Here is a 23952-nt window from a genome sequence, read left to right as displayed (position 1 = left end):
GCCGTGGCTGAAATGAATATGTTACAGGCCGTCAATGAGGCCTTGTCGATCGCCATGCAAGCCGATGAGCGCATGGTGGTTTTTGGTGAAGATGTGGGTCACTTTGGTGGGGTATTTCGCGCCACTTCCGGTCTTCAAGAGAAATTCGGTCGCGATCGCTGCTTTAATACCCCGCTGACAGAGCAAGGTATTGCCGGTTTTGCCAATGGTCTAGCCTCAAATGGCATGACTGCTGTGGCTGAAATCCAATTCGCCGATTATATCTTTCCGGCGTTCGATCAAATCGTCAACGAGTCTGCCAAGTTCCGTTACCGCAGCGGTAATGAGTTCGATGTCGGTGGATTAGTGTTCCGTACGCCCTATGGCGGCGGCATCGCTGGCGGCCATTATCACTCACAATCACCCGAAGCTTATTTTACCCAGACACCGGGATTAAAAGTGGTGGTGCCACGTAACCCCGAGCAAGCAAAAGGCCTGTTGTTAGCGTCAATTCGTGACAAAAACCCAGTGATCTTCTTTGAACCTAAGCGTTTATATCGCGCATCGGTTGGCGAAGTGCCAGCGGGCGATTATGAAATTGAACTGGGCAAGGCTGAAGTGGTTCGCGAAGGTAAAGACATCACCTTAGTGGCGTGGGGCGCGCAAATGGAAATCCTTGAAAAAGCCGCCGATATGGCCGCTAAAGAAGGGATCTCCTGCGAAATTATTGATTTACGCACCTTGTCACCCTGGGATATCGATACTGTTGCTGATTCAGTCAAAAAGACTGGACGTCTACTGGTCAATCATGAAGCGCCATTAACGGGTGGTTTTGCCGGTGAAATTGCCGCGACGATTCAGCAAGAATGCTTCTTGTATCTAGAGTCGCCCATCAGCCGCGTTTGTGGTTTAGATACCCCGTACCCACTCATTCATGAAAAAGAATACATGCCAGATGCATTCAAAACGTTTGAAGCCATCAAAGCATCAGTGACCTTCTAGGAGTCCGGTATGATTAAAGATTTTATTTTGCCGGATATTGGCGAAGGTGTTGTGGAGTGTGAGTTGGTTGAATGGCTGGTCAAAGAAGGCGACACAGTCGTTGAAGATCAGCCGATTGCCGATGTCATGACAGACAAAGCCTTAGTGCAAATCCCTGCACCTTTTGCGGGCGTGGTCACTAAGTTGTATTACGCCAAGGGTGATATTGCGAAAGTGCATGCGCCGCTCTATGCCGTAAAAATTGAAGGTGCCGTTGAAATTTCAGGTGAAGCTGTTGTGGCTGAACCTGCTGCGACGACTGCAAAAGTGACTGAGCCTGTGGCGGCAACAACTGCCAATACGTCATCCAGTTCATCCGTCAGCATTGAAGAATTCTTACTACCGGATATCGGCGAAGGCATTGTTGAATGTGAACTCGTTGAATGGTTAGTGAGCGAAGGTGATTGGGTTGAGGAAGATCAACCGATTGCCGACGTGATGACAGATAAAGCGCTGGTGCAAATTCCTGCCATTAAAGCGGGTAAAATTGCCAAACTGCATTATCGCAAAGGTCAGCTGGCCAAAGTGCATGCGCCTTTATTTGCCATTGAAGTTAAGCATATGGCTTCTGCACCTGCGGCGACAACAAACACTGATACTGTGGCGAATGCGGCACCGGCAGCGCAGATTGTGAGTGCAGAGCCTGCTCGTCAAGGTAAAGCCTTAGCCAGCCCTGCGGTTCGCCGGATGGCGCGGTCGTTAGATATCGATTTGAGCCAAGTACCTGGCACAGGAAAGCACGGCCGTGTGTACAAGGAAGACATCACTCGTTTCCAACAAGGCGCAAGCAATGTTTCTGCTCCAAGTACGACTCAGGTAAAAGAGGCGCCAGCTCAAGCGACGCAAGCATCTCAAACCCAAGTTCCAACATCGACAGTGACTCAACGCGCTGACACGGTTGAGCCTATTCGCGGCGTAAAAGCTGTGATGGCACGCATGATGGTGGAATCTGTGTCGAGCATTCCGCACTTTACCTATTGCGAAGAATTTGATTTAACAGACTTAGTTGCACTGCGTGAAAGCATGAAAGTGAAGTATTCATCCGATGAAGTGAAGCTGACCATGATGCCTTTCTTTATGAAGTCGATGTCACTCGCGTTAAGTCTGTTCCCTGTGATGAATAGCCAAGTGAATGCTGATTGTACTGAGCTGACTTACAAAGCGCGCCACAATATCGGCATGGCGGTGGATTCTAAAGTCGGTCTCTTGGTGCCCAACATCAAAGATGTGCAGGACAAGAGTATTTTAGAAGTGGCGGCAGAAATCACCCGCCTGACCCAAGCTGCCCGCAGTGGCCGCGTGGCGCCAGCGGATCTGAAAGACGGCACCATTTCGATCTCTAACATTGGCGCCTTAGGTGGCACAGTGGCAACGCCTATCATCAACAAACCTGAAGTGGCGATTGTGGCCTTAGGTAAGTTGCAAACCCTACCGCGCTTTAACGCGAAAGGGGAAGTCGAAGCTCGCCAAATCATGCAAGTGAGCTGGTCAGGCGACCACAGAGTGATCGATGGTGGCACCATTGCTCGCTTCTGTAATCTGTGGAAACAGTATCTTGAGCAGCCGCAAGAGATGTTATTAGCGATGCGCTAAGCCGCTGGCATGAATAACTGACACTAAAAGGACGCTAAAAGCGTCCTTTTTTATTTGCTTTGCACAAATGGGTTAATCTTTTGATCCCAATTACGTATAATTCCCGGACGTAGTTATCCTGATGGATGTGTTATGAGTCAGTTTGCCCCCAGCCCATTTGCTCCAACAATAGAAACCATTGATTACCCGTTTCCGCCTAAGCCAGTTCCTTTGTCCGATGCGCAAAAAGCCGATTATAAGGCGCGTATCAAACAACTGCTCATTGAAAAAGATGCCGTTCTGGTTGCCCACTATTATACCGATCCTGAAATCCAAGCCCTTGCCGAAGAAACCGGCGGCTGCGTTTCAGACTCTTTAGAAATGGCACGCTTTGGCCGCGATCACCCAGCAAAAACCTTAATCGTTGCTGGGGTCAAGTTTATGGGCGAAACCGCCAAGATTTTAAGCCCAGAAAAAACCATTTTAATGCCGACCTTAGAAGCCACTTGTTCATTGGACTTAGGTTGTCCAATCGATAAGTTCAGTGCTTTTTGCGATGCGCACCCAGATCATACTGTGGTGGTTTACGCCAATACTTCGGCTGCCGTTAAAGCGCGCGCCGACTGGGTGGTGACCTCCAGTATTGCCCTCGAAATCGTTGAGCACTTAGACAGCGAAGGTAAAAAGATCATTTGGGGACCAGACCGTCATTTAGGCAGTTATATAGCTAAACAGACGGGCGCAGAAATGTTGATGTGGCAGGGCGATTGTATCGTTCACGACGAGTTTAAATCGAACGCGCTGCGCGATATGAAAAGCGTTTATCCAGATGCGGCTATCCTTGTGCACCCTGAGTCACCAGCCAGTGTGGTGGCGATGGCCGATGCTATTGGCTCGACCAGTCAGCTGATCAAAGCCGCGCAAACTATGCCGAATGAGCGCTTTATCGTGGCAACCGATCGCGGCATCTTCTATAAAATGCAGCAGGCGGCGCCAGGTAAAATCTTAATCGAAGCGCCAACAGGCGGAAATGGCGCAACCTGTAAGAGTTGCGCTCACTGTCCTTGGATGGCGATGAACGGTCTACAGGCGATTGAAGCATCACTCGCCGACAGCGATAAAACCACCCATGAGATTTTTGTGGATGAAGACTTAAGAGTTAAAGCGCTGATCCCGCTGACGCGCATGTTGGATTTTGCTAAGACACTGAATATGAAAGTGAAGGGTAATGCCTAAGCCCGTTCTTTAGCTGTTCTCCAGTGTTATAAAAATCCCCGCGATAGAGTGGGGATTTTTTATGGCTATTGTTTAATCGAATTTAAGGCAATAAAAAGCCCCGCAAATGCGAGGCTTGATTGAGTAACGCAGGATCTAGTAACTAGATTACTTTGCGTTCATCAGTGCAACCGCGTTATCTAACATACGGTTACTGAATCCCCACTCGTTATCATACCAAGACATCACTTTCACTAAACGGCCGTTTACACGGGTTTGAGTGGCGTCGAAGTTTGAAGAGAACGCATTGTGGTTAAAATCGATAGACACCAATGGCTCTTTGTTTACTGCTAACACTTCGCTCAATGGCGCAACGCTGGCTGCACGTTCGATAATGGCATTCACTTCTTCAACTGTCGTATCACGGGCAGCGATGAAAGATAAATCCACGAGTGATACGTTAACTGTAGGTACACGAACCGCTAAACCGTCGAACTTACCTTGTAATTCAGGTACAACCAAACCTACAGCAGCAGCTGCGCCAGTTTTAGTTGGGATCATTGACAGTGCTGCAGCACGGGCACGACGTAAATCTGTGTGGTACACGTCAGATAAACGTTGATCGTTGGTATAAGCGTGAATGGTTGTCATCAGGCCTGATTCAATACCAATCTCGTCATTTAACGGCTTAGCAAAAGGGGCTAAACAGTTAGTTGTACAAGAAGCATTTGAAATCACTGTCATGTCTGACGTCAGCACGTTGTTGTTCACACCGTAAACAACAGTGGCATCGACGTTTTTACCTGGAGCAGAAATAATCACTTTCTTCGCGCCAGCAGTTAAATGTGGTTGAACAGTTTCTTTAGAAGTGAAGATACCAGTACATTCGAAAACCACGTCAACTTGCAATTCAGCCCATGGCAGTTTTGCAGGATCACGTTCTTGGAAAGTGAGGATCTTATCGCCATTCACATAAATCGCTTCGGCATCATGGTCAACTTTGGCATTGAAACGACCATGAACAGAATCGTATTTTGTCAGGTGAGCGTTGATTGAAGCGTCGCCTAAATCATTAATAGCGACAATCTTGATTGGATAAGCTTTTTCGCTTTCGTACAAGGCGCGTAATACGTTTCTACCGATACGGCCATAGCCATTTATTGCTACACGGATAGTCATCTCATATCCCTCTGGTGATTATAAAATTCAACTGGTAGTAAAATTACCAAACTGACAGCTATCGTCAAGTTAAATCGGCATTTTACCGCTGTCTTGATTAACAAATTAGGTATTTTTTTTACATCGGTCGCGAAATCGCCATTTTTTACGCGTTAATTGGGTAAAAAATTACAAGATGGCAAACATTTTGCCATCAGTTGCTTAGTCTGTTTTTTCGACAGGCGCAGGCGGCACAGCCTCGGTTGTAGTTGGCGCTTGGTCAACCGCTTGAGGATCAAGCCATTGTCTTACTGGACTCTGAGAATAAGTCCCGTTTTTTAGCGCATCGATAAGGGCTTGGGCTTTTAAATCGAGTTCAGTCGCCAGCGTTTTATTGCCACCGAGCAAGGCTAGCATTTTTTCCTCTGAATACTTCTGCTGCGTAAGTAGTAAATTTGCCTTCGTCAGCATATAGGCTTTATCAAATAGCTGCTGCTGGCGATAGACTGATGCGAGCCCAAGTAACCAGTTAACGTCGAAATCATCGTATTGGATCTCTGCAAAGACCTTAAGATAGAGTTGTTGCGCTTTGATGGCATTTCGATTGCTGTAGTAAGTTGCGACTTGGGCAAGTAGGAAAGGGTCAGTCACTTCGCCGGCGTTTTCATGCTCTAATAATCTATTTAGCGCTGCGGTATCGCCAAAGCGAGTCCATTGGTAATAGGACATGAAAGGATCTTGTCGCTCGCGGGTTTGATCTTGTAGCAAACTTAAATTCTGGGTGCTTAATCTAAAGGCTCTGGCTCTATCCGCGGTGCGATTGGTGTGGATGATATGCTGAACACCAGAGGCGAGTTCAATACAGCGGCTGTAATCCTCAAGGTAAGTCAATTGCAGGTAGAGTTGTTTGCCTGTGGGGTTTTCGTTGTCTTTTAATTCGTAGCGGTTCTGGATTAGTTTAGTTTTTTCGGCCAAACACCAGCCATCCTTATGCAAATCGGCACAAATTTCAGGATTATTTTTACAAATTGCTGAGATATTTCGGCCATTATCACAACCGAAAAGACCAAAAAGGCTCATCCCAAAGGTAAATGATGTAATTATTACTAGATTTTGTCTCAAAACACTCTCCAAACGATAATTTTTCTAATAAAATTACAGATTTACAGAAAATATCTTACTGGCAACACAGCGCGACTTTCATTACAATGGCGCCGACCAAAACAGGGTTTTCCCTAAAACCCGCATTAGATTATTGGTCTTTTCGTCATGTTACTCAAACCTTTCAGTACATTTTATTGAAAAGTGAGATAAAGGATCTGTAAATGAGCGCTGATAAACACCTACAAAGTTGGCAAGAACGTTTTGAAATGGCAGAGGCGATGCAGCCTTTGTTAGGCAAGTTGTACCGTAACCAAGGCGTTGAAGTCGTGGTCTACGGCAAGCCGTTACTCAATGCTTCTACGATTGAAATCATTAAAGCGCACCGTTTAGTTCGTCGTCATGTCGGTGAAAAATTACGTTTACGCGAGAGTTTCCCCTTCGTTCAAGCTTTGAGCAAACTCGCAGTTAAACAATGTAAAGTGGATATTGGTAAGCTTGCAGTCAATTACTGGCGTGATCACACCGATGTCAGTGAAATTGAAAGCTATATGGCAAAAGAGTTGGCCGATGCCATCGACCATGCTGATGATGTCGCACCGCGTGATGTTGTGCTTTATGGTTTTGGCCGTATCGGTCGCTTATTAGCACGCCTGCTGATTGAACGCACAGGCCGCAGCAATAAGTTAAGATTACGCGCTATCGTATTACGTGGCGGTAAGAAAGGTGATTTAGAGAAACGTGCCAGTTTATTACGTCGTGACTCAGTCCATGGTCCTTTTAATGGTTCTGTGGAAGTTGACGAAGAGAACAATGCCATCATCGCCAACGGTACCTATATCCAAGTGATTTATGCAAACTCGCCTGATGAAGTGGATTACACTAAATACGATATCAGCGATGCACTCGTTGTTGATAACACTGGTATTTGGAAAGATGAAGCGGGTCTTGGTTTACACCTTAAGAGCCCAGGCGCGAGTAAAGTGTTGTTGACAGCTCCTGCAAAAGGCGCGATCAAGAACATCGTTTACGGTGTGAATGAAGGCGACATTACCCCAGAAGACATTATCGTTTCTGCGGCAAGCTGTACGACCAACGCTATTACGCCTGTACTGAAAGCTGTGAATGATAAATATGGTATTGAGAATGGTCATGTTGAGACGATTCACTCTTATACCAACGATCAAAACTTGATTGATAACTATCACACCGCTGACCGCCGTGGCCGCAGTGCACCATTAAACATGGTAATCACTGAAACAGGCGCCGCGAAAGCCGTTGCTAAAGCACTGCCAGTGTTAGCGGGCAAGTTAACCGGTAACGCGATTCGTGTGCCAACGCCGAACGTCTCTATGGCCATCATCAGCATGAACTTGAATGCTGAAACCAGTAAAGATGAGCTGAATGAGTACCTGAAAGATACGGCGCTGCAATCACCACTACAAAATCAAATCGATTACACCGACTCTACTGAAATTGTATCGAGCGATTTAGTGGGTTCTCGTTATGCGGGCGTGGTTGACTCACAGGCAACTATCGCAGAAGGCAAGCGTGCCATTCTTTATGTATGGTATGACAACGAGTTTGGTTACAGCTGCCAAGTGGTTGGTGTAATGCAAACTATGTTAGGTTTAACGACGCTATCTCTGCCGGCATAAGTTAGCTGCGTTAATAACCTTCACATAAAGCGCCCAGTAGGGCGCTTTTGTTTTCTATACTCAGGCAATTTAATTGAGTTCGACTCAATCCTCACAATCAACCACAGCTTTTCTGCCTCACTTAATCATCTGCCGCTCGGCGTTAGTATCGGCAAAAAAGCCTAAATTGATGAAGGAAACATCAACTTCGCGGACTTGTGGCGCTTTATTGGGCAAACGGTGCGGCTTAGATCATTTTTTAAAAATTGTTGATTGACTCTGAGGTCTAAATCGGTAGAATGCCAATCCGCAGTCAGGGGAAAGCATGCCTAGCATGGCTTCTAATGATTAAGCGCAATGATAGGCGACATTAGCTCAGTTGGTAGAGCGATACCTTGCCAAGGTATAGGTCATCGGTTCGAACCCGATATGTCGCTCCAAATTTTAATTAATTTGGCAATTTGGGCGCGATGGCAGAATGGCTATGCTGCGGATTGCAAATCCGTCGATCTCGGTTCGACTCCGGGTCGCGCCTCCATAGTTTAAAGTATTAATGACACGATTCACGTCGTTAATATAAAGAGTTTGCCCGAGTGGTGGAATCGGTAGACACAAGGGATTTAAAATCCCTCGCTGGTAACAGCGTGCCAGTTCAAGTCTGGCCTCGGGTACCAAAAAACAGAAAAGCCCTGACTGATGTCAGGGCTTTTTTGCTTTATAGATCCTCAAAGCCGAATGCCACTGGCTCACTTAGTGGTATTTAAGATGATTACTCGGCTAAGTTAGAATTAGCTATAGATTCCACTCACATTTTATTCATTCAGTATTGCGACGTCAGCGCGATTCTTTTCTACAAGATAAAATTACAGGATTTTGTGATCTAGATGTTATAAATAACTTTATTAAAGCAATTTTCCGTTTATGCTTATAATTACATAAAAAAATTAAACTTTTACTGTTAAATCTACAATGGCGTAAGAATTTCCCTGAGAAGGTGCTTAAGTCGCTATTCCCCCCTTAAAGACAGTGGTATAAATAAGCCGAAATTTCCCCTACACGCGCATAATTAGGATACGTAGTCATGATTTTCTCTCAAGTATTACTCGCACCCGCAGATCCCATTCTTGGTTTAACTGATACCTTTAAGGCTGATCACCGTCAGGATAAAGTTAATCTGGGTGTCGGTATTTATAAGGATGAGGCTGGACAAACTCCAGTGCTGACTTCAGTGAAAAAAGCCGAGGCTATTTTACTTGAGCAAGAGAAGACCAAAAACTATTTAGGCATTGAAGGCGTGCAAGCGTATAACCATGTTGTACAAACATTGTTATTCGGTGAGGGCAGTGCATTAATCACTTCTGGCCGTGCTGCCACAGCGCAAGCCCCGGGCGGCACAGGTGCACTGCGTATTGCTGCTGAGTTTTTACTGCGTAATACCGATTCGCACACTATTTGGGTCAGCAATCCAACGTGGGCCAACCATCAAAACATTTTTGAAACTGCGGGTTTAGCCGTTAAAGAATACGGTTATTACAAAGCAGAAGCCCATGATATCGATTTTGATACCATGATGACGGACTTGTCTCACGCGAATGCAGGCGATGTTGTGTTGCTACACGGTTGCTGCCATAACCCAACAGGTATCGATTTAACCTTGGCGCAATGGGAACTCGTAGCCCAATTGTGTGCCGATAAGAAACTTGTGCCATTGTTTGACTTTGCATACCAAGGTTTTGGTGCTGGAATTGAAGAAGATGCGGCTGGTCTTCGTTTAGTGGCATCAAAAGTGCCGGAGCTGCTGGTTGCTAACTCTTTCTCTAAAAACTTTGGTTTGTACAACGAACGTATCGGCGCCGTAACTGTGGTGGCTGAAGATGCTGATGCTGCCGTGCGTGCCTTTAGCCAAGTGAAACGTACCATACGTGCAAACTATTCTAATCCGCCAGCACATGGCGCGCTGATCGTCAGCACTATCTTAAATGACGCAGCCCTGAAAGCCATGTGGGTGCAGGAAGTTAAAGAGATGCGTGAGCGTATCGCCGAAATGCGTACCTTGTTCGTTGAAAGCTTAAAGGCTGAAGGCGTGACTCAGGACTTTAGCTTTATTTCTCGCCAAAATGGTATGTTCAGTTTCTCTGGTTTGAATAAAGCCCAAGTGGCGCGCTTGAAAGACGAGTTTGGGGTTTATATCGTTGGTTCAGGACGCATTAGCGTTGCAGGTATGACTAAGACCAATATGCCAGTGATCTGCAAAGCGATAGCGCAAGTATTGTAAGGCTTATTAGGTTATAGAAAGAGGCTAAAGGAATTTTTCTTTAGCCTTAAACATAAAGGACAGCATTTGCTGTCCTTTATGTTTTTCAGTATGTGCGGGCTATTCAGTGATTAGCAGCTAAGCGCGAGAGGCTCCTGCGATTGCAGCGTGAGCTCAGATTTAATTCGCAGCAGGGCGCTTAATGCATCTAATAGGTTCGCTTGATCATGTAAATTCGGGTTATGGCGATTCTTCAACGGAAAATAGTTAATGAGTGGTCCTAAACGCGTTTGTTCGCCATGACGTAACACTTTGTGAATGATGGGCTTGCCAATCACTTGATGGCACCAAGCGATACGTTGCTCAATACTAAATCGACCCGCGGGTGAGGCTTCCTCTGCAAGGTTATCGATAAAGATCACTTGAGCTTTAGTAGCGGCTAGGCTTTTTGCAAACTTAGGTAATAGCAGCGGCGGCATTATGCTGGTTAAGAAGCTGCCAGGGCCTAAAATGATTAAATCTGCGTGCCGTACAGCCTCACAGGCTTCAAAAGTTGCATCGACCTGTGGCTCAAGGCAGAGCGCGATAGGTGCTTCATCCATACTGTCGACATTGATCTCGCCAAATACTTTACTACCACAGGCTTGCAGAGCCACTAAGTGTGTGGGTTGTTCAGACATAGGGATCAGCTGGGTTTCAATCTTGAGTAAATTACGGATGAGATTAACTGCTTCTAATGGACGAACGCACAGCTGATCAAGCGCCAGTAAAATAAGATTACCCAGATTATGGCCGCTGAGTTCAGTTTCACCTTGGAAATGGTATTCGAATAGTTGTGAGCCGACGGAAGGGCGATTGGCTAGATGGGATAAGCAGTTGCGTAAATCGCCCCAGGCAATACAGTCCTGCTCGGCTCTGAGTCTACCGGTAGAGCCACCGTTATCTGTGGTCGCGACAATTCCCGTTAAACGGCTGCCTAAAAAATCGAGTGACGATAATACTCGGCCTAAACCATGGCCTCCGCCAATGGCGACGACACGTTCAAATTGATTTAACATCAAATGCTGCATCTGGGTTCTTCCTTCCTGAATACCCGAAAAATGAATGTTACTGTCATCACTGATTACGTACAAAGCGCAATGACGTAAGCGCTACTGTGCAATTTAACTGCGTTAAGGAACCTTAGTATAAAAGCTCAGTCGAAAGCTTGCATCTATTATCGACTGTCATACGGCAAGCACGTATACACGGATTTAGAATCGCGACTTAGGCGCAATATTGTACCTGAGTTAATGTGCCAGATGCGTGATTAATGACAGTGACGGCGGGCACATTTCGTTAAATCTGACAAATAGCTTATAATCCGCCCTTTATTTGCCCAATACGGGCGTCATACTTAAGGTGAACTATTGAAAACGGGTAGAATCGGATCGTTTACATTGGCATTAGCCATGGTCATAGTGGCGATTTTTGCATTGCGCGTTTGGATCATTCCCAACACGAATGGTTCATCTAGCATTGCGACCCAACTCGTTGACGCTGTCGATCCTGTTACGCAAGTTCCTGACTTTTCTGCGATCAACGATATCACAGAAAAGAAGAAAGCCTTTTTTGATTTTCTGCGGCCGATTGTGCAGCAGCAGAATGCCATCATCTCGATGGAACGCGAGTTTGTCAGTGAAATGCTCGCTTTGGTTGATAATGGCAAGAGTTTATCTGAGACCCAACTCGGGCAACTCAATACGCTATTCGACAAATACCAATATGCGGCACGAAACGTCGATGCTAAATCCTTAGCAAGCTTACTAAAGCGCGTCGATATTGTGCCTGAATCTATGGTGCTGATCCAAGCCGCGAATGAATCCGGTTGGGGCAGCTCACGTTTTGCCCGTGAAGGCTTTAATTTTTTTGGTGAATGGTGTTTTAGTGCTGGTTGCGGCATAGTGCCATCTTCACGGGGATCTGGTAAGAGCCATGAGGTCAAAGTATTTTCATCGGTCGACGAGTCCGTTTCATCCTACATGCGCAATTTAAATTCTAATACGGCTTATGCGCTGTTTCGTTCTATCCGCGCTGATTTACGCTCACAGGAGCTAGAGCCGACAGCGGATCAATTGATTTACGGACTCGTGAATTATTCTGAAAGACAAGAAGCTTATATTGATGAGCTGCTTGATATGTTACGTCATAATGAAAAATATTTGGTGAATGTCGATGTATAAAAAATTGTTGTTTAGTGGCCTCTGTTTACTGGCAACTAGCGCCGCTGCAGAAACTGTATCCCTTGAATATAAAGGTTTTTATGATAGGTTAAAACAAGTCAATAAGGGCAGTTACCAACTCGTAGAAGTGGCTTTTAGTGTTCCAATGCAAAAAAACTGTTTGATCCAAAGCGGTTCTATTTCCAGTGAAAAAACATCAACGCCATTGACGTATACCTATGCTCAGCGGTTATTTATTCCCTTAGATGATGATTTAAAAGATCAGCGTGCCTTGGTTAATCTCAATTTTGCAGGCAGTGCTGATGGATGTGCTATCGCGATGCAAGTCAGAGCAAAACAGACATTGGCTGAGTACGATAAAGCGCGTTTACAGCAAATCGTGACCGAAATGGACACGCTGCTTGGTGCTATGCAAGGCTTCCCGATGCGTTATTTTAGGGATCCTATTGCTGGTCTTAACTTTGAATTCCAACCCGAGCAAGAAGTGTATGTACACCTTAATGGCCGTGAACAAGCCGTTAAGGGCAGTTATAAATTAGCCGTGAATGAGCTTGAAAACATCACGACGCTAAGCTTTAGTGCCCAGCCATTAGTCTTGAGTCCTTGGGTGAAGTGATCCTCTTTGTATCTTGAATTGGCATCTTGAAATAGTCGATTGAGAAGCACGTACTCAAAGATTAACTTATTTTGTAGCCATAAAAATGCCCACATCATGTGGGCATTTTTGTTTTGCTGGTTTAACTTATTTACTGATTAGGGCGCTAGTTTCAGCCTTAATTAGACTTCGTAAGTGTTAACAATATCAATGCGTTTTACTGCATCCAAATCAATACGGCCGCTGTTGGCGATATCTAGGAAATCGAATGCGGGCAGATTGGCTTCGGCAACATCGCCACGCAGAGGCGCATCTGGATCACGCGTTAATGACACAAAGTCGAACTGCTCACGGTCAACACCCTGTGATGGTGCGGTGTTTTGCATGGCGGTGAATATTGTTTCAATACGACCAGGATACTGTCTATCCCACTGATTCAACATGTCTTTGACAGCAGCGCGCTTTAAGTTTTCCTGCGAGCCACACAAGTTGCATGGAATGATTGGAAATTCTTTTAAGCTGGCATATTCTTCGAGATCTTTCTCGCGGCAATAGGCAAGTGGCCGAATGACCACATTAGCGCCGTCATCTGACAGTAGCTTAGGAGGCATAGCTTTCATCTTGCCGCCAAAGAACATATTCAGGAACAAGGTCTCAATAATATCGTCCCTGTGGTGGCCAAGGGCGATTTTAGTGGCGCCAATACGCTGGGCAAAGCCATAGAGCGTACCGCGTCGCAGGCGAGAACACAGGGAGCAGGTGGTTTTGCCTTCAGGGATCTTGTCTTTCACTATCGAGTAAGTGTCTTTCTCGAGGATGTGATAGGGCACATTGAGCTTATCTAAATAGGCGGGCAATACATGCTCAGGGAAGCCAGGTTGCTTCTGATCTAAATTAACCGCAATGATTTCAAACTGAATGGGTGCACGTTGCTGCAGATTCATCAAAATATCGAGCATTGCATAGCTGTCTTTACCGCCACTAAGGCAGCACATGATCTTATCACCATCTTCAATCATATTGTAATCGGCGATAGCGCTACCCACTTCACGACGCAGACGTTTCTGTAACTTATTCAGACGGGTAGTTTGTTTTTTTGATAATTCTTCAGACATTGGATTTGCCGTAACTTCAGATATAGCTTCAAGCATAAAAAAGCGCCCAGTAACTCAGTTTCAGGGCGCGTATTATTCCAGCTATCTTTGGCGGGGTAAAGTGCCGCGTATCGCTTAGGCTTCTTCTAACGGCGATTTATAACCGTCAGGTTTGATGGCCAGTAAATCGCAGTTGATGCTATCGATAACATGCTCTGCAGTATTGCCAATCAGTGCCGCTGAAAATCCGGTGCGACCGACAGTGCCTAAGATCACTAATTCGGCATCGAGTTTTTCAGCAAGCTCAGGGATCACATCCTCAGGCAGGCCTTCTTTTACATGGCAATGGTTTGGATTAATGCCGTATGCATTAGCGAGATAACTTACGCGCTGCTCATGCTGCATGCGAATGGTTTCGTTATAGGATTGGGCATCAAAATCTGGTAATTCAATGGCTAGGTTTACCGGTGTGCCGGGATAACCATTAACTAAATGCACTTCGGCAGAGAATTTATCTGCCAAATCTTTTGCGTGCTCAATGATTTTACCGTTAAGCATTTGATGATCGGTATCTTCGGTCGCCACATTCACAGCGCAAAGGATTTTACCCGCCGCTGGCCAGTCATGGGCTTTCACCATCAACACTGGCACAGGCGCTTTACGCATTAAATGCCAATCGGTTGGGGTGAAGATCACCGCTTTGAGTTTGTCGTGGGCATGGGTGCCTTTAACAATCAAATCGTATTGCCCTGAAATTGCATGATTAATAATGCTTTCGAAGGGGCGGTTATGCCAAATGACTTGGGTATCGATATTGAGCTGCAGATGAGCGTAAGCGGCGAGTAAGTCTTGGATCCAAGCGAGACGTTGATCTATGACGCCTTGGCGCATGGCTTCGCGCTCTTGATTCGACAGAATCGAAGTCATCTCATAGGAAAAATCGAAGATAGAAAGAAACACAGTGACTTGAGCATTGCATTTACTGGCCAAGGTTACCGCTCGTGCGAGGGCAACTTGATTCTCTGTGGTAGGGTCAACCACAACCAGTATTTTTTGATAATCCTTCATGGGAGGTTCCTTTAGTCATAGGCTCAATATCATCATGAGCCTTTGGCAGTTAGCTGTATTGTTCTAGATCAAACTCAATTGAAATTGATTAAAACTCGCTTAAAAATCATGCCTTAATCTGCATGACATGTCTAGCCAGCTGCGTTTTTTCAACTGAATTGTTCTTGCAATCTATAGCAAGGATCTAGCGCCTAATACTTTTGCACTTAACTATTATGTTTCACTCAACTTTCTAGCAGAAAACACGCTTGCGGTGAACTATCTCGCTATACGCGAATTACCCGCTAACAGATTCAGCTCTTGTGAGTCGAGGATAGTAATGTACTTACCTTTAACCTCAATTAAGCCTGATTTTTGGAAACGCCCAAGTAAACGACTGATGGTCTCTACGGTTAAACCGAGATAATTACCAATGTCACCGCGGGTCATAGTTAAGCGGAATTCCTTTGGCGAGAAGCCACGGCTACCAAAACGATTAGCCAGATTGCTGATAAATGCAGCCAGGCGTTCTTCGGCATTTTTTTTGCTGAGTAGCAGGATCATTTCCTGATCGCTCATGATCTCATTGCTCATCAGGCGCATGATCTGCTGACGCAATTTAGGCATAGTGCCTGAAAGTTCATCGAGGATATTAAAGGGGATCTCACAGACCATGGAGGTTTCGAGGGCCTGTGCAAAACTCTGGTGCAACTGGGCGTGGATACCGTCAAAACCAATCACATCACCCGCTAAATGGAAGCCAGTTATCTGCTCATCGCCTTGCTCGGTAATCGTATAGCTTTTGATGGTGCCAGAGCGGATCGCAAATAGGGATTTTAACGCATCACCCGATTTAAAAATTTGCTCGCCTTTTTGGATCGGCTTTTTACGCTCAATAATATCATCGAGCTGATCTAGCTCACTTGCATTGAGGGTAAAAGGAATACAAAGGGTACCCATACTGCAATCGTGACAATGGATTGTGCATCCGCTAGCGGCAGGACGACGATTCTTATTTTGTTCAATTGTCATGTTGATTCTCAAGTTTATCCACTGTAACCATGTTAAACCAATTCACTCACTTGGGCTAGTTTAGCTGCGCGAGTGCGATATATAAAGTTTGACCACCAAAAGCAATTAACAGTAAGCCGCTCAATAGTCTAACGGTTTTCTTTTGTACCCATTCAGCAAGGCGTTTTGCCGCCACGCCAGCGCTTAATAGAGCGGGTAAAGTACCCAAGCCAAAGGCTAACATAATTAAGGCGCCTTGGCTGGCAGAGCCAGATGCAACCGACCAAGTTAAGGTGCTATAGACGAGGCCGCAGGGGAGCCAGCCCCAAATGAATCCCGCCATGACTGCTTGGCTCGGATTCTTGATAGGAACAAGGCGCTGCGCTAGCGGTTTTAAATATTGCCATAGCCATTGACCTACACGCTCAATTTGCACGATTCCAACCCAAATTTTAGCGATATACAGCCCAGTTGCGATCATCATCAGTCCGGCAATGATGCGCAGCACAATCAAATACGTATCCAGTTCAAATAAGTGACCAAGACCTGCCGCCGAAGCGCCCACTAAGCCGCCCGCTAAGGTGTAACTTAAAATACGGCCTAAATTGTAACTCAGTAAATATTTAAGCTGATGGGCCAGCTGGTTACCTATTTTAGGATGAGGGATTTGGGCGGAAAAAGCGCCCACTAAACCGCCACACATACCAAAACAATGTGCAGCTCCCATCAAGCCGACGAGAAAGGCACCGGTGACATTGTACTCAATCACAAAGGCATGCCTTTTTGCTGATTTTTTATCGCTTGCTGCGCTGCGATGTCATCATGTTCTGCTGTTGACTGAATGGCAGGGGTGGGTAGATGGCCTGGTTTGTCAGTATTTTCATCAAACAATATAGAAACACTTTGACGGTCAAGATCGTCAAATTGCTCAGATTTTACTGCCCAAAAAAATACCATTACCGCAATGGCGACGAAGATCATGGCAATGGGGATAAGCACATAAATAATTTCCATAATGACCTCTTACTATCTGGTTAAACGTTTTATTATGATCACACTTTTACCCGTAATAATCTCAGGCTATTACCGACCACAATCAAAGAACTCGCCGACATGCCAATCGCGGCAATATAAGGTGCCACATGACCAGTGACAGCTAAAGGCAAAATAAGGGCGTTGTAACCCAGCGCCCAAGCTAAATTTTGTTTAATAATTTGCGTGGTCAGTTTAGCGACCGCGACAGCTTGAGTGAAACGGGATAGATGATCGCCCAGTAAAATCAAATCGGCACTGTTTTTGGCAATCGCACTGCCACTGCCCATGGCGACCGACAAATCAGCCCCCGCAAGTACAGGCGCATCATTGATGCCATCGCCAAACATCGCCACGCGAGTATGCTGTTGTAATCGAGTCACGAGGGCAAGTTTACCCGCGGGCGTTAATCCGCTGTGCACATCTTCAATTCCCAGCTCTTTGGCCAGTTGATGCACATGTCCCGAGCTATCGCCGCTGGCGATACTAATGCGGCAACCTTGTTGCTTTAATATCTCAATCGTGGCCTTACTGTCTTGACGAATATTGTCTTGGATCTCAAAGCTGGCAAGCACTTCAAGCTGCTCATTAGCTGAGCGTGCTAACCAAATCTTTTGGGTTGGGTCACGAGTATCAATACTCGCGCCGGTAAATACTGCATTGCCAATTAAGTAATCAGTGCCATCAATTCGGCCTCGAACACCAAAGCCGACTTCATGGTGAACTTGTTCTGCGACCAAGGTATTATCGGCAAATAGGGCAAATGCAGCCGCAATCGGATGACGAGAGCCTGTTTCCAGCGCCGCGGCAATAGCTAAGGCCTGCGTCTTTGTTAAATCGGCCATGCACCGCGTTTGCCCAATAGAGAGCGTACCACAGGTGAGGGTGCCAGTTTTATCAAAGACCACATGTTTAATCTGCGGCAGTTTTTCAAAGACACCGGCTTTGCGGGTAATGATCCCAAGACGGGTAAAAATGGCGGTTGCACAGGTGACGGCGGTCGGTGTCGCTAGCGCTAAGGCACAAGGACAAGTGGCGACCAGAACCGATAGCGTTACCCAAAAGGCATCCTCTGGGGAAATCTGTTGCCAAACCAAATAGGTGATCGTCGCGATTGTTAGAATCGTACCCGAGAAATAGCGGGATAATTTATCGGCTAATAGGGCTATCGCAGGTTTTGTATTGGATGCCAGCTCCTGCAGTCGAATAATTTCCGCCACGAGTTGGTCTTGCCCTAACGCGGTAACTTTAACTTTTATCGGTTGATCGACGTTGATAGTGCCAGCGTAGACTTGCTGATCTTGCTGCTTTTCAATGGGCATTTGCTCACCAGTGAGCATAGCTTCATTGATGTTTGTGTGGCCTTCAATCACCACACCATCGGCCGCAACCATTTCCCCTGGTTTCACAAGGATCACATCATTGAGGCGTAACTTTTTGGCCGGAATTTCTTCTTGACCATTTTCGGTGACTAAGTGTGCAGTGAGCGGCACTAGTTTATGTAAATTACTGGAGCTGACCGAGGCCTTTTGTCTTGCCTTTTGCTCGAAGTAACGCCCAAGTAACAAAAAGAAAGTAAACATGGATACGGATTCAAAATACACTTCGCCTGTGCCATGCACTGTGGCAAAACAGCTTGCGGTATAGGCACCACCAATGGCAATCGAAACAGACACATCCATATTGAGTTTGCCGCTGAGCAGGGTACGAATGGCACTAAAATAGAAGGGCTGCGCCGAATAAAGCACCACAGGCGTGGCAAAAATCATGCTGACCCAGCGGAAATAGTCCCGGTACTGCACGTCTAAATCAGTGAAGTAGCCAGTATAAAGGGCGAGGGCGAACATCATGACTTGCATAGTCGCAAAGCCAGCTAAGCCTAAACGCAGTAAAAACTTGCGGCTATTGAGTTTATTGTTGAGCTCTTGTTCGTCAACTTGGTAGGGCGCGGCTTGATAGCCAATACGACTAATTTGTCCGAGAATATCGCTAAGTTTTACCTTGCGTTTATCCCAACTGATCATGGCGCGTTGGGTGGTTGAGTTGACTAGCACTTGGCTCACGCCCGCAAGTTGTTTGACTTTGTGTTCAATTAACCAAGCACAGGCGGCACAGGTGATACCATCGATGGAGAGTGATACTGATTCGACATTGTCCTCAGAATGCACAAAGTCTTGCTGCACTTCGGGCAAGTCATAGGCACTAAATTGCGTTAATGCCTCGGGGACCAGGGCATTCTGTTTACTGCCAGGCTCAGTGCGGAACTTGTAATAACTGAGTAATCCCGCATCGACAATCGCTTGAGAAACCGCCTGGCAGCCAGGGCAACACATCAGTTCATCACGGTCATTAATGCGAGTCACAAACTGCTGGCCCGTTAGAACGGGCTCTTGGCAGTGAAAACAACTTGGATACGTCATAGCGCTACTTATTTAACCACAATCAATTCAGCCAAAGTTGGACGTGATCTTTTAATTCAACGCGTTGGTGAATTCGCCATTTACCGTCGTAACTTTCGAGGCGAACTTCCCAAGGGCCGGTTAGGGTAGTAGGGATGGTAATGCGATACACATTGCTGGCATCGGCCGTCGCAGTGAGTTTCATATCTCTGTCGGCAATGGTTGGATGATAGAACTCAACTTTCAAGGCGGCTTGATATGTAGGTCCCCCTTGCTGCGTCAGTAAAATCTCATTATTGGCTTGATCGAGTGAAAAATTCATGCCTATTTGTTTGGCATACTTCACTTTACTTAAGTCCATATTAATGGCTTTGCCATCTTTGTAGTAATCCTCGGCGACTAAAGAGTCCGAGTTCGTAAGGGCAATTTTTAGCGTGGTAAAACTTGCGACGACGGCACATAAAGGAAGAATAATTAAAAACCAAGGCCAGAACTGCTTATACCAGGCTTGTTGTTCGCTCATGTCAGATACCCATTCAAAAAATTTGCGCCATTTTACCGTTAAAAGCCGGTTTTAGCACTTTAAAAAAAAGGCCTCGAAGTCTTCGAGGCCTTAGTGTTGCTTATACCTAATTACTTGTTTGACAAGCTATAAACATAAGCTGTAATGACGTGAACTTTCTCTTCACCGAGAACGTCTTTCCACGCTGGCATCACACCTGCGCGACCATGTTTAATGGTCTCTTCGATCATGCCACGGCTACCGCCATATAACCAAACATCGTCAGTTAAGTTAGGAGCACCCATAAACTTGTTGCCTTTAGCGTCCATACCATGACACGCAAAACAACCTTTCATGAATGAGCCTTGACCTTGGGCAGCGAGTTTCTCGTCATGCTCACGACCAGACAATTTAACAACGTATTCAGCTAAACCAGCAATTTCGCTGTCATCGATTGGCAAACCACCTTTTGGCGGCATCATGCCATGACGACCACCCATGATAGTGGTTTTAATCGTGGCCAAGTCGCCACCATATAACCAGTCACCATCGGTGAGATTAGGGAAGCCTTTGCTACCACGTGCGTCAGAGCCATGGCACTGTGCGCAGTTTTGTAGGAACAAACGGCCGCCCACTTTCAATGCTTCTTGGTTTTTCACTAATTCTTCTAGTGGTGTTGCCAAGTAAGCCGCGAAGATTGGGCCATATTTTTCATCAGCGTGTTTTACTTCTTGGTCATACTGAACATAACGGCCTTCTTTTGCGGCAAGCTCAATGGCTGCGGCAGAGTCGGCTTTAATACCTTGCTCAGTACCAATGCTTTGGTTAGAACTGGTCCAGCCTAAAAGGCCTTTGTAGTTACCTAAACCAGGAAATAAGGCTAGATAGATCAAGCCAAACACGATAGTGATATAGAACATATAACTCCACCATTTTGGCAGTGGGTTATTGAGTTCTTCAATACCGTCGAAACTGTGACCCATGGATTCGCCTTCTTTTACGTCAGTGGTGTTCTTAGAACACACACGCAGTAATAGAAAACAACCCGCGATCACGACTAACGAGAGTACAGTAATCCAAACACTCCAGAAGCTACTCATCACTTATTCTCTCCTGAGTCCTTCGATACCTTGTTGACTTCCTCATCGGAAAACACAAGGTTAGCTGCTTCATCAAATGATTTTTGACGACGCGAGCTATATGCCCAAGCAAATATACCGACGAAGGTCAGCATCACAATGATGGTTAAAATGCCTTGTAATGTGCCGTAATCCATATATTGCCTCCTTATTTGAGTGCGTGACCCAAAGACTGAAGATATGCAATCAAGGCGTCCATTTCTGTCTTACCTGCAACAGCTTGCTGTGCGCCTGCGATTTCTTCATCGGTATAAAGATCATTACCTTTGTAACCGCCTTTATGCAGGTTACGTAGGATAGTCATCTTGTCACCCGTTAGTTTGCCGTCTAACTTGTTTTCGGCTAACCATGGGAACCCTGGCATATTCGATTGAGGAACTACAGCACGAGGATCGATTAAGTGAACTTCATGCCATTTATCGCTATAACGACCGCCAACACGTGCAAGATCAGGACCCGTACGCTTAGAACCCCATTGGAATGGATGATCCCAAACTGATTCGCCCGCGACAGAGTAGTGACCATAACGTTCAGTTTCTGCACGTAAAGGACGGATCATCTGGCTGTGACAGTTATAACAACCTTCACGAACATAGATGTCACGGCCTTCAATTTGCAGGGCAGTGTATGGCTTTAAACCTTCAACTGGCTCAGTCGTATCTTTTTGAAAAATCAACGGTGTGATTTCAACGAGACTACCGAAACTGATAGCGATAACGGTAAAAATCGCTAACAAACCGATGTTTTTTTCAACTATCTCATGATTAAATTTCATCGAGTTTGCTCCTTTAAGCCGCTGTTGGTTCAGCCAATGCTGGCAATGAATCTTTAGAGGCTTTCACAGTACGGATCACGTTGTATGCCATGATCAGCATACCGGTTAAGAAGAAACAACCGCCAAGGAAACGTACAAAGTAGAAAGGATATGAAGCTTCAAGACTTTCAACAAAACTATAAGTCAAAGTACCGTCAGCATTCACTGCGCGCCACATTAGACCTTGCATTACACCTGAAATCCACATAGATACGATGTAAAGCACAGTACCAATAGTCGCTAACCAGAAATGGACGTTGACTAACTTGATGCTGTACATGCGGCCGTGGCCGAACAATACAGGGATCAAGTGATACAGAGAACCAATAGACACCATTGCAACCCAGCCTAGCGCGCCGGAATGAACGTGACCGATAGTCCAATCTGTGTAATGTGATAATGCGTTAACTGTCTTAATTGCCATCATCGGGCCTTCGAAGGTAGACATACCGTAGAAAGACAGAGAAACGACTAAGAAACGCAATACAGGGTCAGTACGCAGTTTATGCCAAGCACCAGACAAGGTCATGATACCGTTAATCATACCGCCCCAAGAAGGTGCGAATAGGATCAGTGACATCACCATACCTAAAGACTGAGTCCAGTCAGGTAAAGCTGTGTAATGTAAGTGGTGAGGACCAGCCCAAATATACAGTGCGATCAAAGCCCAAAAATGGACGATAGATAGACGGTAAGAGTACACAGGACGACCCGCTTGCTTAGGTACGAAGTAATACATCATCCCCAAGAAGCCTGCGGTTAATAAGAAACCTACCGCATTGTGACCATACCACCACTGCACCATAGCATCGACAGCGCCGCTATACAGAGAGTATGACTTGAACAGACTGACTGGTACTGCCATAGAGTTAACTATGTGTAGTACAGCAACGGTAATAATAAAGGCACCAAAGAACCAGTTCGCCACATAAATATGCGAAGTCGTTCGTTTGATAATAGTACCGAAGAACACAATAGCGTAGGACACCCAAACGATAGTAATTGCGATATCGATAGGCCATTCTAATTCAGCGTATTCTTTACCTTGAGTGAAACCCATTGGTAAAGTGATAGCTGCTGACAGAATGATGGCTTGCCATCCCCAAAACGTAAATGCGGCTAACTTAGGTGCAAATAGTCGGGTTTGACAGGTGCGTTGTACGACATAATAGGATGTTGCAAAAAGGGCTGATGTACCGAACGCGAAGATCACCGCATTGGTGTGTAATGGTCGCAAGCGACTATACGTTAACCAAGGAGTGTCAAAGTTCAGCTGAGGCCAGATTAACTGAGCCGCAATTAATACGCCGACTGACATACCAACAATACCCCACAAAACTGTGGTTAAGGCAAATTGGCGGACAATGGCGTAATTGTAATCAGCGCCTGTTGGCTGGGAATGGTTCATCATAATGCTTCCACTGCTTATTACTTTTACTTTTAGTAAAGACAAGCTTTACCTGTTATAAAATGACATAAAACTCAGCTTCCCTATTAAGGTTGCTGAGCTATGTCAATGCGTTACCCTGCATATTTTTGCTCAAATATGAGGTTTCGCAATGATACTTGAGCAATATCAAAAAAGATACCAAAGAAGGGGTGTGGAAAGTTGATCTAGATCAACCTACGCCATAGAATGTTAACATATTGCGTCATAAGGTTAATCTTTGTGCTAAATCGTCCTAATCTCTATTTATTCATCGCGTTAATTCTCATCAATCTCACAGCTTGTACTGAAGATGCTAAGCAAGTCACACATAAAAGCAGCTCTGATCCTTCACTCTGTCAATTTTCGACAGGGGATTGTGTTAAACAAGTGGACGATATCAAACTTGCTATTAGCCTATCGCCAGCGAATGCCCCGAGCGAAAAGCCATTAACATTAAGGCTGTTAGCTTCAACGCCTATCAAAAATGTGCAAATTCGTTTAGAAGGAAGAGATATGTTTATGGGGGTTATTCCTGTAAATGTGAAGCAAACCGATGAAATGACCTATATTGGTCAGATGGTATATGGCTCCTGCAGCAGTGGTTATATGGTTTGGCGCGGTTTTGTAAGTTTTGAAGCAAATGGCGAAACCAAAGCGACAGTGTTTGATTTTCTTGCGGATAACAATGGTTAAGACTGGCTAGATATTTAT

The 23952-nt window shown here is 45.6% G+C and carries 22 protein-coding genes and 3 tRNA genes; 11 read left to right on the top strand and 14 right to left on the bottom strand.

Annotated features, from left to right (window positions below; translation table 11 throughout):
• Positions 1 to 3 precede the first annotated feature (3 nt).
• From Q4Q46_RS09960 to nadA, 3 genes are all read left to right on the top strand, one after another.
• The gene (locus Q4Q46_RS09960) at positions 4 to 981 is read left to right on the top strand and encodes an alpha-ketoacid dehydrogenase subunit beta (RefSeq protein WP_006081587.1); all 978 of its coding nucleotides are present in this window, start codon (positions 4 to 6) and stop codon (positions 979 to 981) included.
• Positions 982 to 990: 9 nt separating this feature from the next.
• Positions 991 to 2613, top strand: coding sequence for a dihydrolipoyllysine-residue acetyltransferase (locus tag Q4Q46_RS09955; protein ID WP_311905867.1), 1623 nt, complete (start codon positions 991 to 993; stop codon positions 2611 to 2613).
• A 132-nt stretch (positions 2614 to 2745) separates the two neighbouring features.
• The gene (nadA, locus tag Q4Q46_RS09950) at positions 2746 to 3828 is read left to right on the top strand and encodes a quinolinate synthase NadA (protein ID WP_311905866.1); all 1083 of its coding nucleotides are present in this window, start codon (positions 2746 to 2748) and stop codon (positions 3826 to 3828) included.
• Positions 3829 to 3975: 147 nt separating this feature from the next.
• Here nadA and gap read toward each other — a convergent pair whose 3' ends face one another.
• Positions 3976 to 4986 (bottom strand): type I glyceraldehyde-3-phosphate dehydrogenase, encoded by a 1011-nt coding sequence (gap, locus tag Q4Q46_RS09945; protein ID WP_006081590.1) that lies wholly within the window; start codon positions 4984 to 4986, stop codon positions 3976 to 3978.
• A 201-nt stretch (positions 4987 to 5187) separates the two neighbouring features.
• A complete protein-coding gene (locus Q4Q46_RS09940; protein ID WP_311905865.1) occupies positions 5188 to 6087 on the bottom strand; it encodes a DUF2989 domain-containing protein in 900 nt (299 codons plus the stop codon).
• A gap of 203 nt (positions 6088 to 6290) precedes the next feature.
• On the opposite strand from Q4Q46_RS09940, the gene Q4Q46_RS09935 reads away from it, so the two are divergent.
• From Q4Q46_RS09935 to Q4Q46_RS09915, 5 genes are all read left to right on the top strand, one after another.
• Positions 6291 to 7724, top strand: coding sequence for a glyceraldehyde-3-phosphate dehydrogenase (locus Q4Q46_RS09935; protein ID WP_106650455.1), 1434 nt, complete (start codon positions 6291 to 6293; stop codon positions 7722 to 7724).
• A 343-nt stretch (positions 7725 to 8067) separates the two neighbouring features.
• Positions 8068 to 8143: transfer RNA gene (locus Q4Q46_RS09930), tRNA-Gly, on the top strand.
• Positions 8144 to 8167: 24 nt separating this feature from the next.
• Positions 8168 to 8241 (top strand) — tRNA-Cys (locus Q4Q46_RS09925).
• Between the two features lie 49 nt (positions 8242 to 8290).
• A tRNA-Leu gene (locus tag Q4Q46_RS09920) sits at positions 8291 to 8377 on the top strand.
• Positions 8378 to 8784: 407 nt separating this feature from the next.
• Positions 8785 to 9978 (top strand): amino acid aminotransferase, encoded by a 1194-nt coding sequence (locus Q4Q46_RS09915; protein ID WP_311891098.1) that lies wholly within the window; start codon positions 8785 to 8787, stop codon positions 9976 to 9978.
• Positions 9979 to 10088: 110 nt separating this feature from the next.
• On the opposite strand, the gene Q4Q46_RS09910 is transcribed toward Q4Q46_RS09915, so the two are convergent.
• The gene (locus Q4Q46_RS09910; RefSeq protein ID WP_311905864.1) at positions 10089 to 11027 is read right to left on the bottom strand and encodes a YvcK family protein; all 939 of its coding nucleotides are present in this window, start codon (positions 11025 to 11027) and stop codon (positions 10089 to 10091) included.
• A 339-nt stretch (positions 11028 to 11366) separates the two neighbouring features.
• On the opposite strand from Q4Q46_RS09910, the gene Q4Q46_RS09905 reads away from it, so the two are divergent.
• Together Q4Q46_RS09905 and Q4Q46_RS09900 are read left to right on the top strand one after the other, a co-directional pair.
• Positions 11367 to 12179, top strand: a complete 813-nt coding sequence (locus Q4Q46_RS09905) for a glucosaminidase domain-containing protein (RefSeq protein ID WP_311905863.1) — start codon at positions 11367 to 11369, stop codon at positions 12177 to 12179.
• The gene (locus Q4Q46_RS09900) at positions 12172 to 12795 is read left to right on the top strand and encodes a DUF2987 domain-containing protein (RefSeq protein ID WP_106650459.1); all 624 of its coding nucleotides are present in this window, start codon (positions 12172 to 12174) and stop codon (positions 12793 to 12795) included. The genes Q4Q46_RS09905 and Q4Q46_RS09900 overlap by 8 nt, the downstream gene beginning before the upstream one ends.
• A gap of 161 nt (positions 12796 to 12956) precedes the next feature.
• On the opposite strand, the gene ttcA is transcribed toward Q4Q46_RS09900, so the two are convergent.
• The 11 genes from ttcA to ccoN form a co-directional block, all read right to left on the bottom strand.
• Complete coding sequence (gene ttcA, locus Q4Q46_RS09895; RefSeq protein ID WP_311905862.1) at positions 12957 to 13925, bottom strand: tRNA 2-thiocytidine(32) synthetase TtcA; 969 nt, start codon at positions 13923 to 13925, stop codon at positions 12957 to 12959.
• 78 nt (positions 13926 to 14003) lie between these two features.
• Positions 14004 to 14936, bottom strand: a complete 933-nt coding sequence (gene uspE, locus Q4Q46_RS09890; RefSeq protein WP_106650460.1) for a universal stress protein UspE — start codon at positions 14934 to 14936, stop codon at positions 14004 to 14006.
• A 258-nt stretch (positions 14937 to 15194) separates the two neighbouring features.
• Positions 15195 to 15947 carry an electron transport transcriptional regulator EtrA gene (etrA, locus tag Q4Q46_RS09885; RefSeq protein WP_006081599.1) on the bottom strand — a complete coding sequence of 251 codons (753 nt, stop codon included), beginning with the start codon at positions 15945 to 15947 and terminating at the stop codon, positions 15195 to 15197.
• 55 nt (positions 15948 to 16002) lie between these two features.
• A complete protein-coding gene (locus tag Q4Q46_RS09880; RefSeq protein ID WP_311905861.1) occupies positions 16003 to 16695 on the bottom strand; it encodes a sulfite exporter TauE/SafE family protein in 693 nt (230 codons plus the stop codon).
• On the bottom strand, positions 16692 to 16940 hold the full coding sequence (gene ccoS / locus Q4Q46_RS09875; protein ID WP_173244909.1) for a cbb3-type cytochrome oxidase assembly protein CcoS: 249 nt from the start codon (positions 16938 to 16940) through the stop codon (positions 16692 to 16694). The genes Q4Q46_RS09880 and ccoS overlap by 4 nt, the downstream gene beginning before the upstream one ends.
• A gap of 38 nt (positions 16941 to 16978) precedes the next feature.
• Positions 16979 to 19378 (bottom strand): heavy metal translocating P-type ATPase, encoded by a 2400-nt coding sequence (locus tag Q4Q46_RS09870; RefSeq protein WP_311905860.1) that lies wholly within the window; start codon positions 19376 to 19378, stop codon positions 16979 to 16981.
• Between the two features lie 22 nt (positions 19379 to 19400).
• On the bottom strand, positions 19401 to 19880 hold the full coding sequence (locus tag Q4Q46_RS09865; protein WP_263143446.1) for a FixH family protein: 480 nt from the start codon (positions 19878 to 19880) through the stop codon (positions 19401 to 19403).
• A 110-nt stretch (positions 19881 to 19990) separates the two neighbouring features.
• Positions 19991 to 20959 carry a cytochrome-c oxidase, cbb3-type subunit III gene (ccoP, locus tag Q4Q46_RS09860; RefSeq protein ID WP_311905859.1) on the bottom strand — a complete coding sequence of 323 codons (969 nt, stop codon included), beginning with the start codon at positions 20957 to 20959 and terminating at the stop codon, positions 19991 to 19993.
• Positions 20959 to 21135: a CcoQ/FixQ family Cbb3-type cytochrome c oxidase assembly chaperone gene (locus tag Q4Q46_RS09855; RefSeq protein ID WP_028759966.1), complete on the bottom strand. Its 177-nt coding sequence runs from the start codon at positions 21133 to 21135 to the stop codon at positions 20959 to 20961. The genes ccoP and Q4Q46_RS09855 overlap by 1 nt, the downstream gene beginning before the upstream one ends.
• Positions 21136 to 21146: 11 nt before the next feature.
• Positions 21147 to 21773 carry a cytochrome-c oxidase, cbb3-type subunit II gene (gene ccoO / locus Q4Q46_RS09850; protein ID WP_028759965.1) on the bottom strand — a complete coding sequence of 209 codons (627 nt, stop codon included), beginning with the start codon at positions 21771 to 21773 and terminating at the stop codon, positions 21147 to 21149.
• 13 nt (positions 21774 to 21786) lie between these two features.
• The gene (ccoN, locus tag Q4Q46_RS09845; protein ID WP_006081607.1) at positions 21787 to 23223 is read right to left on the bottom strand and encodes a cytochrome-c oxidase, cbb3-type subunit I; all 1437 of its coding nucleotides are present in this window, start codon (positions 23221 to 23223) and stop codon (positions 21787 to 21789) included.
• A gap of 258 nt (positions 23224 to 23481) precedes the next feature.
• Here ccoN and Q4Q46_RS09840 point away from each other — a divergent pair, with 258 nt between their 5' ends.
• The gene (locus Q4Q46_RS09840; RefSeq protein ID WP_006087155.1) at positions 23482 to 23934 is read left to right on the top strand and encodes a hypothetical protein; all 453 of its coding nucleotides are present in this window, start codon (positions 23482 to 23484) and stop codon (positions 23932 to 23934) included.
• The last annotated feature ends 18 nt before the right edge of the window (positions 23935 to 23952 follow it).

This window comes from Shewanella vaxholmensis (assembly GCF_031932135.1).
GTDB classification, from domain to species: domain Bacteria; phylum Pseudomonadota; class Gammaproteobacteria; order Enterobacterales; family Shewanellaceae; genus Shewanella; species Shewanella hafniensis.
The sequence above is the reverse complement of the archived record's forward strand: the minus strand, read 5'-3'. Positions and strand labels throughout refer to the sequence as shown.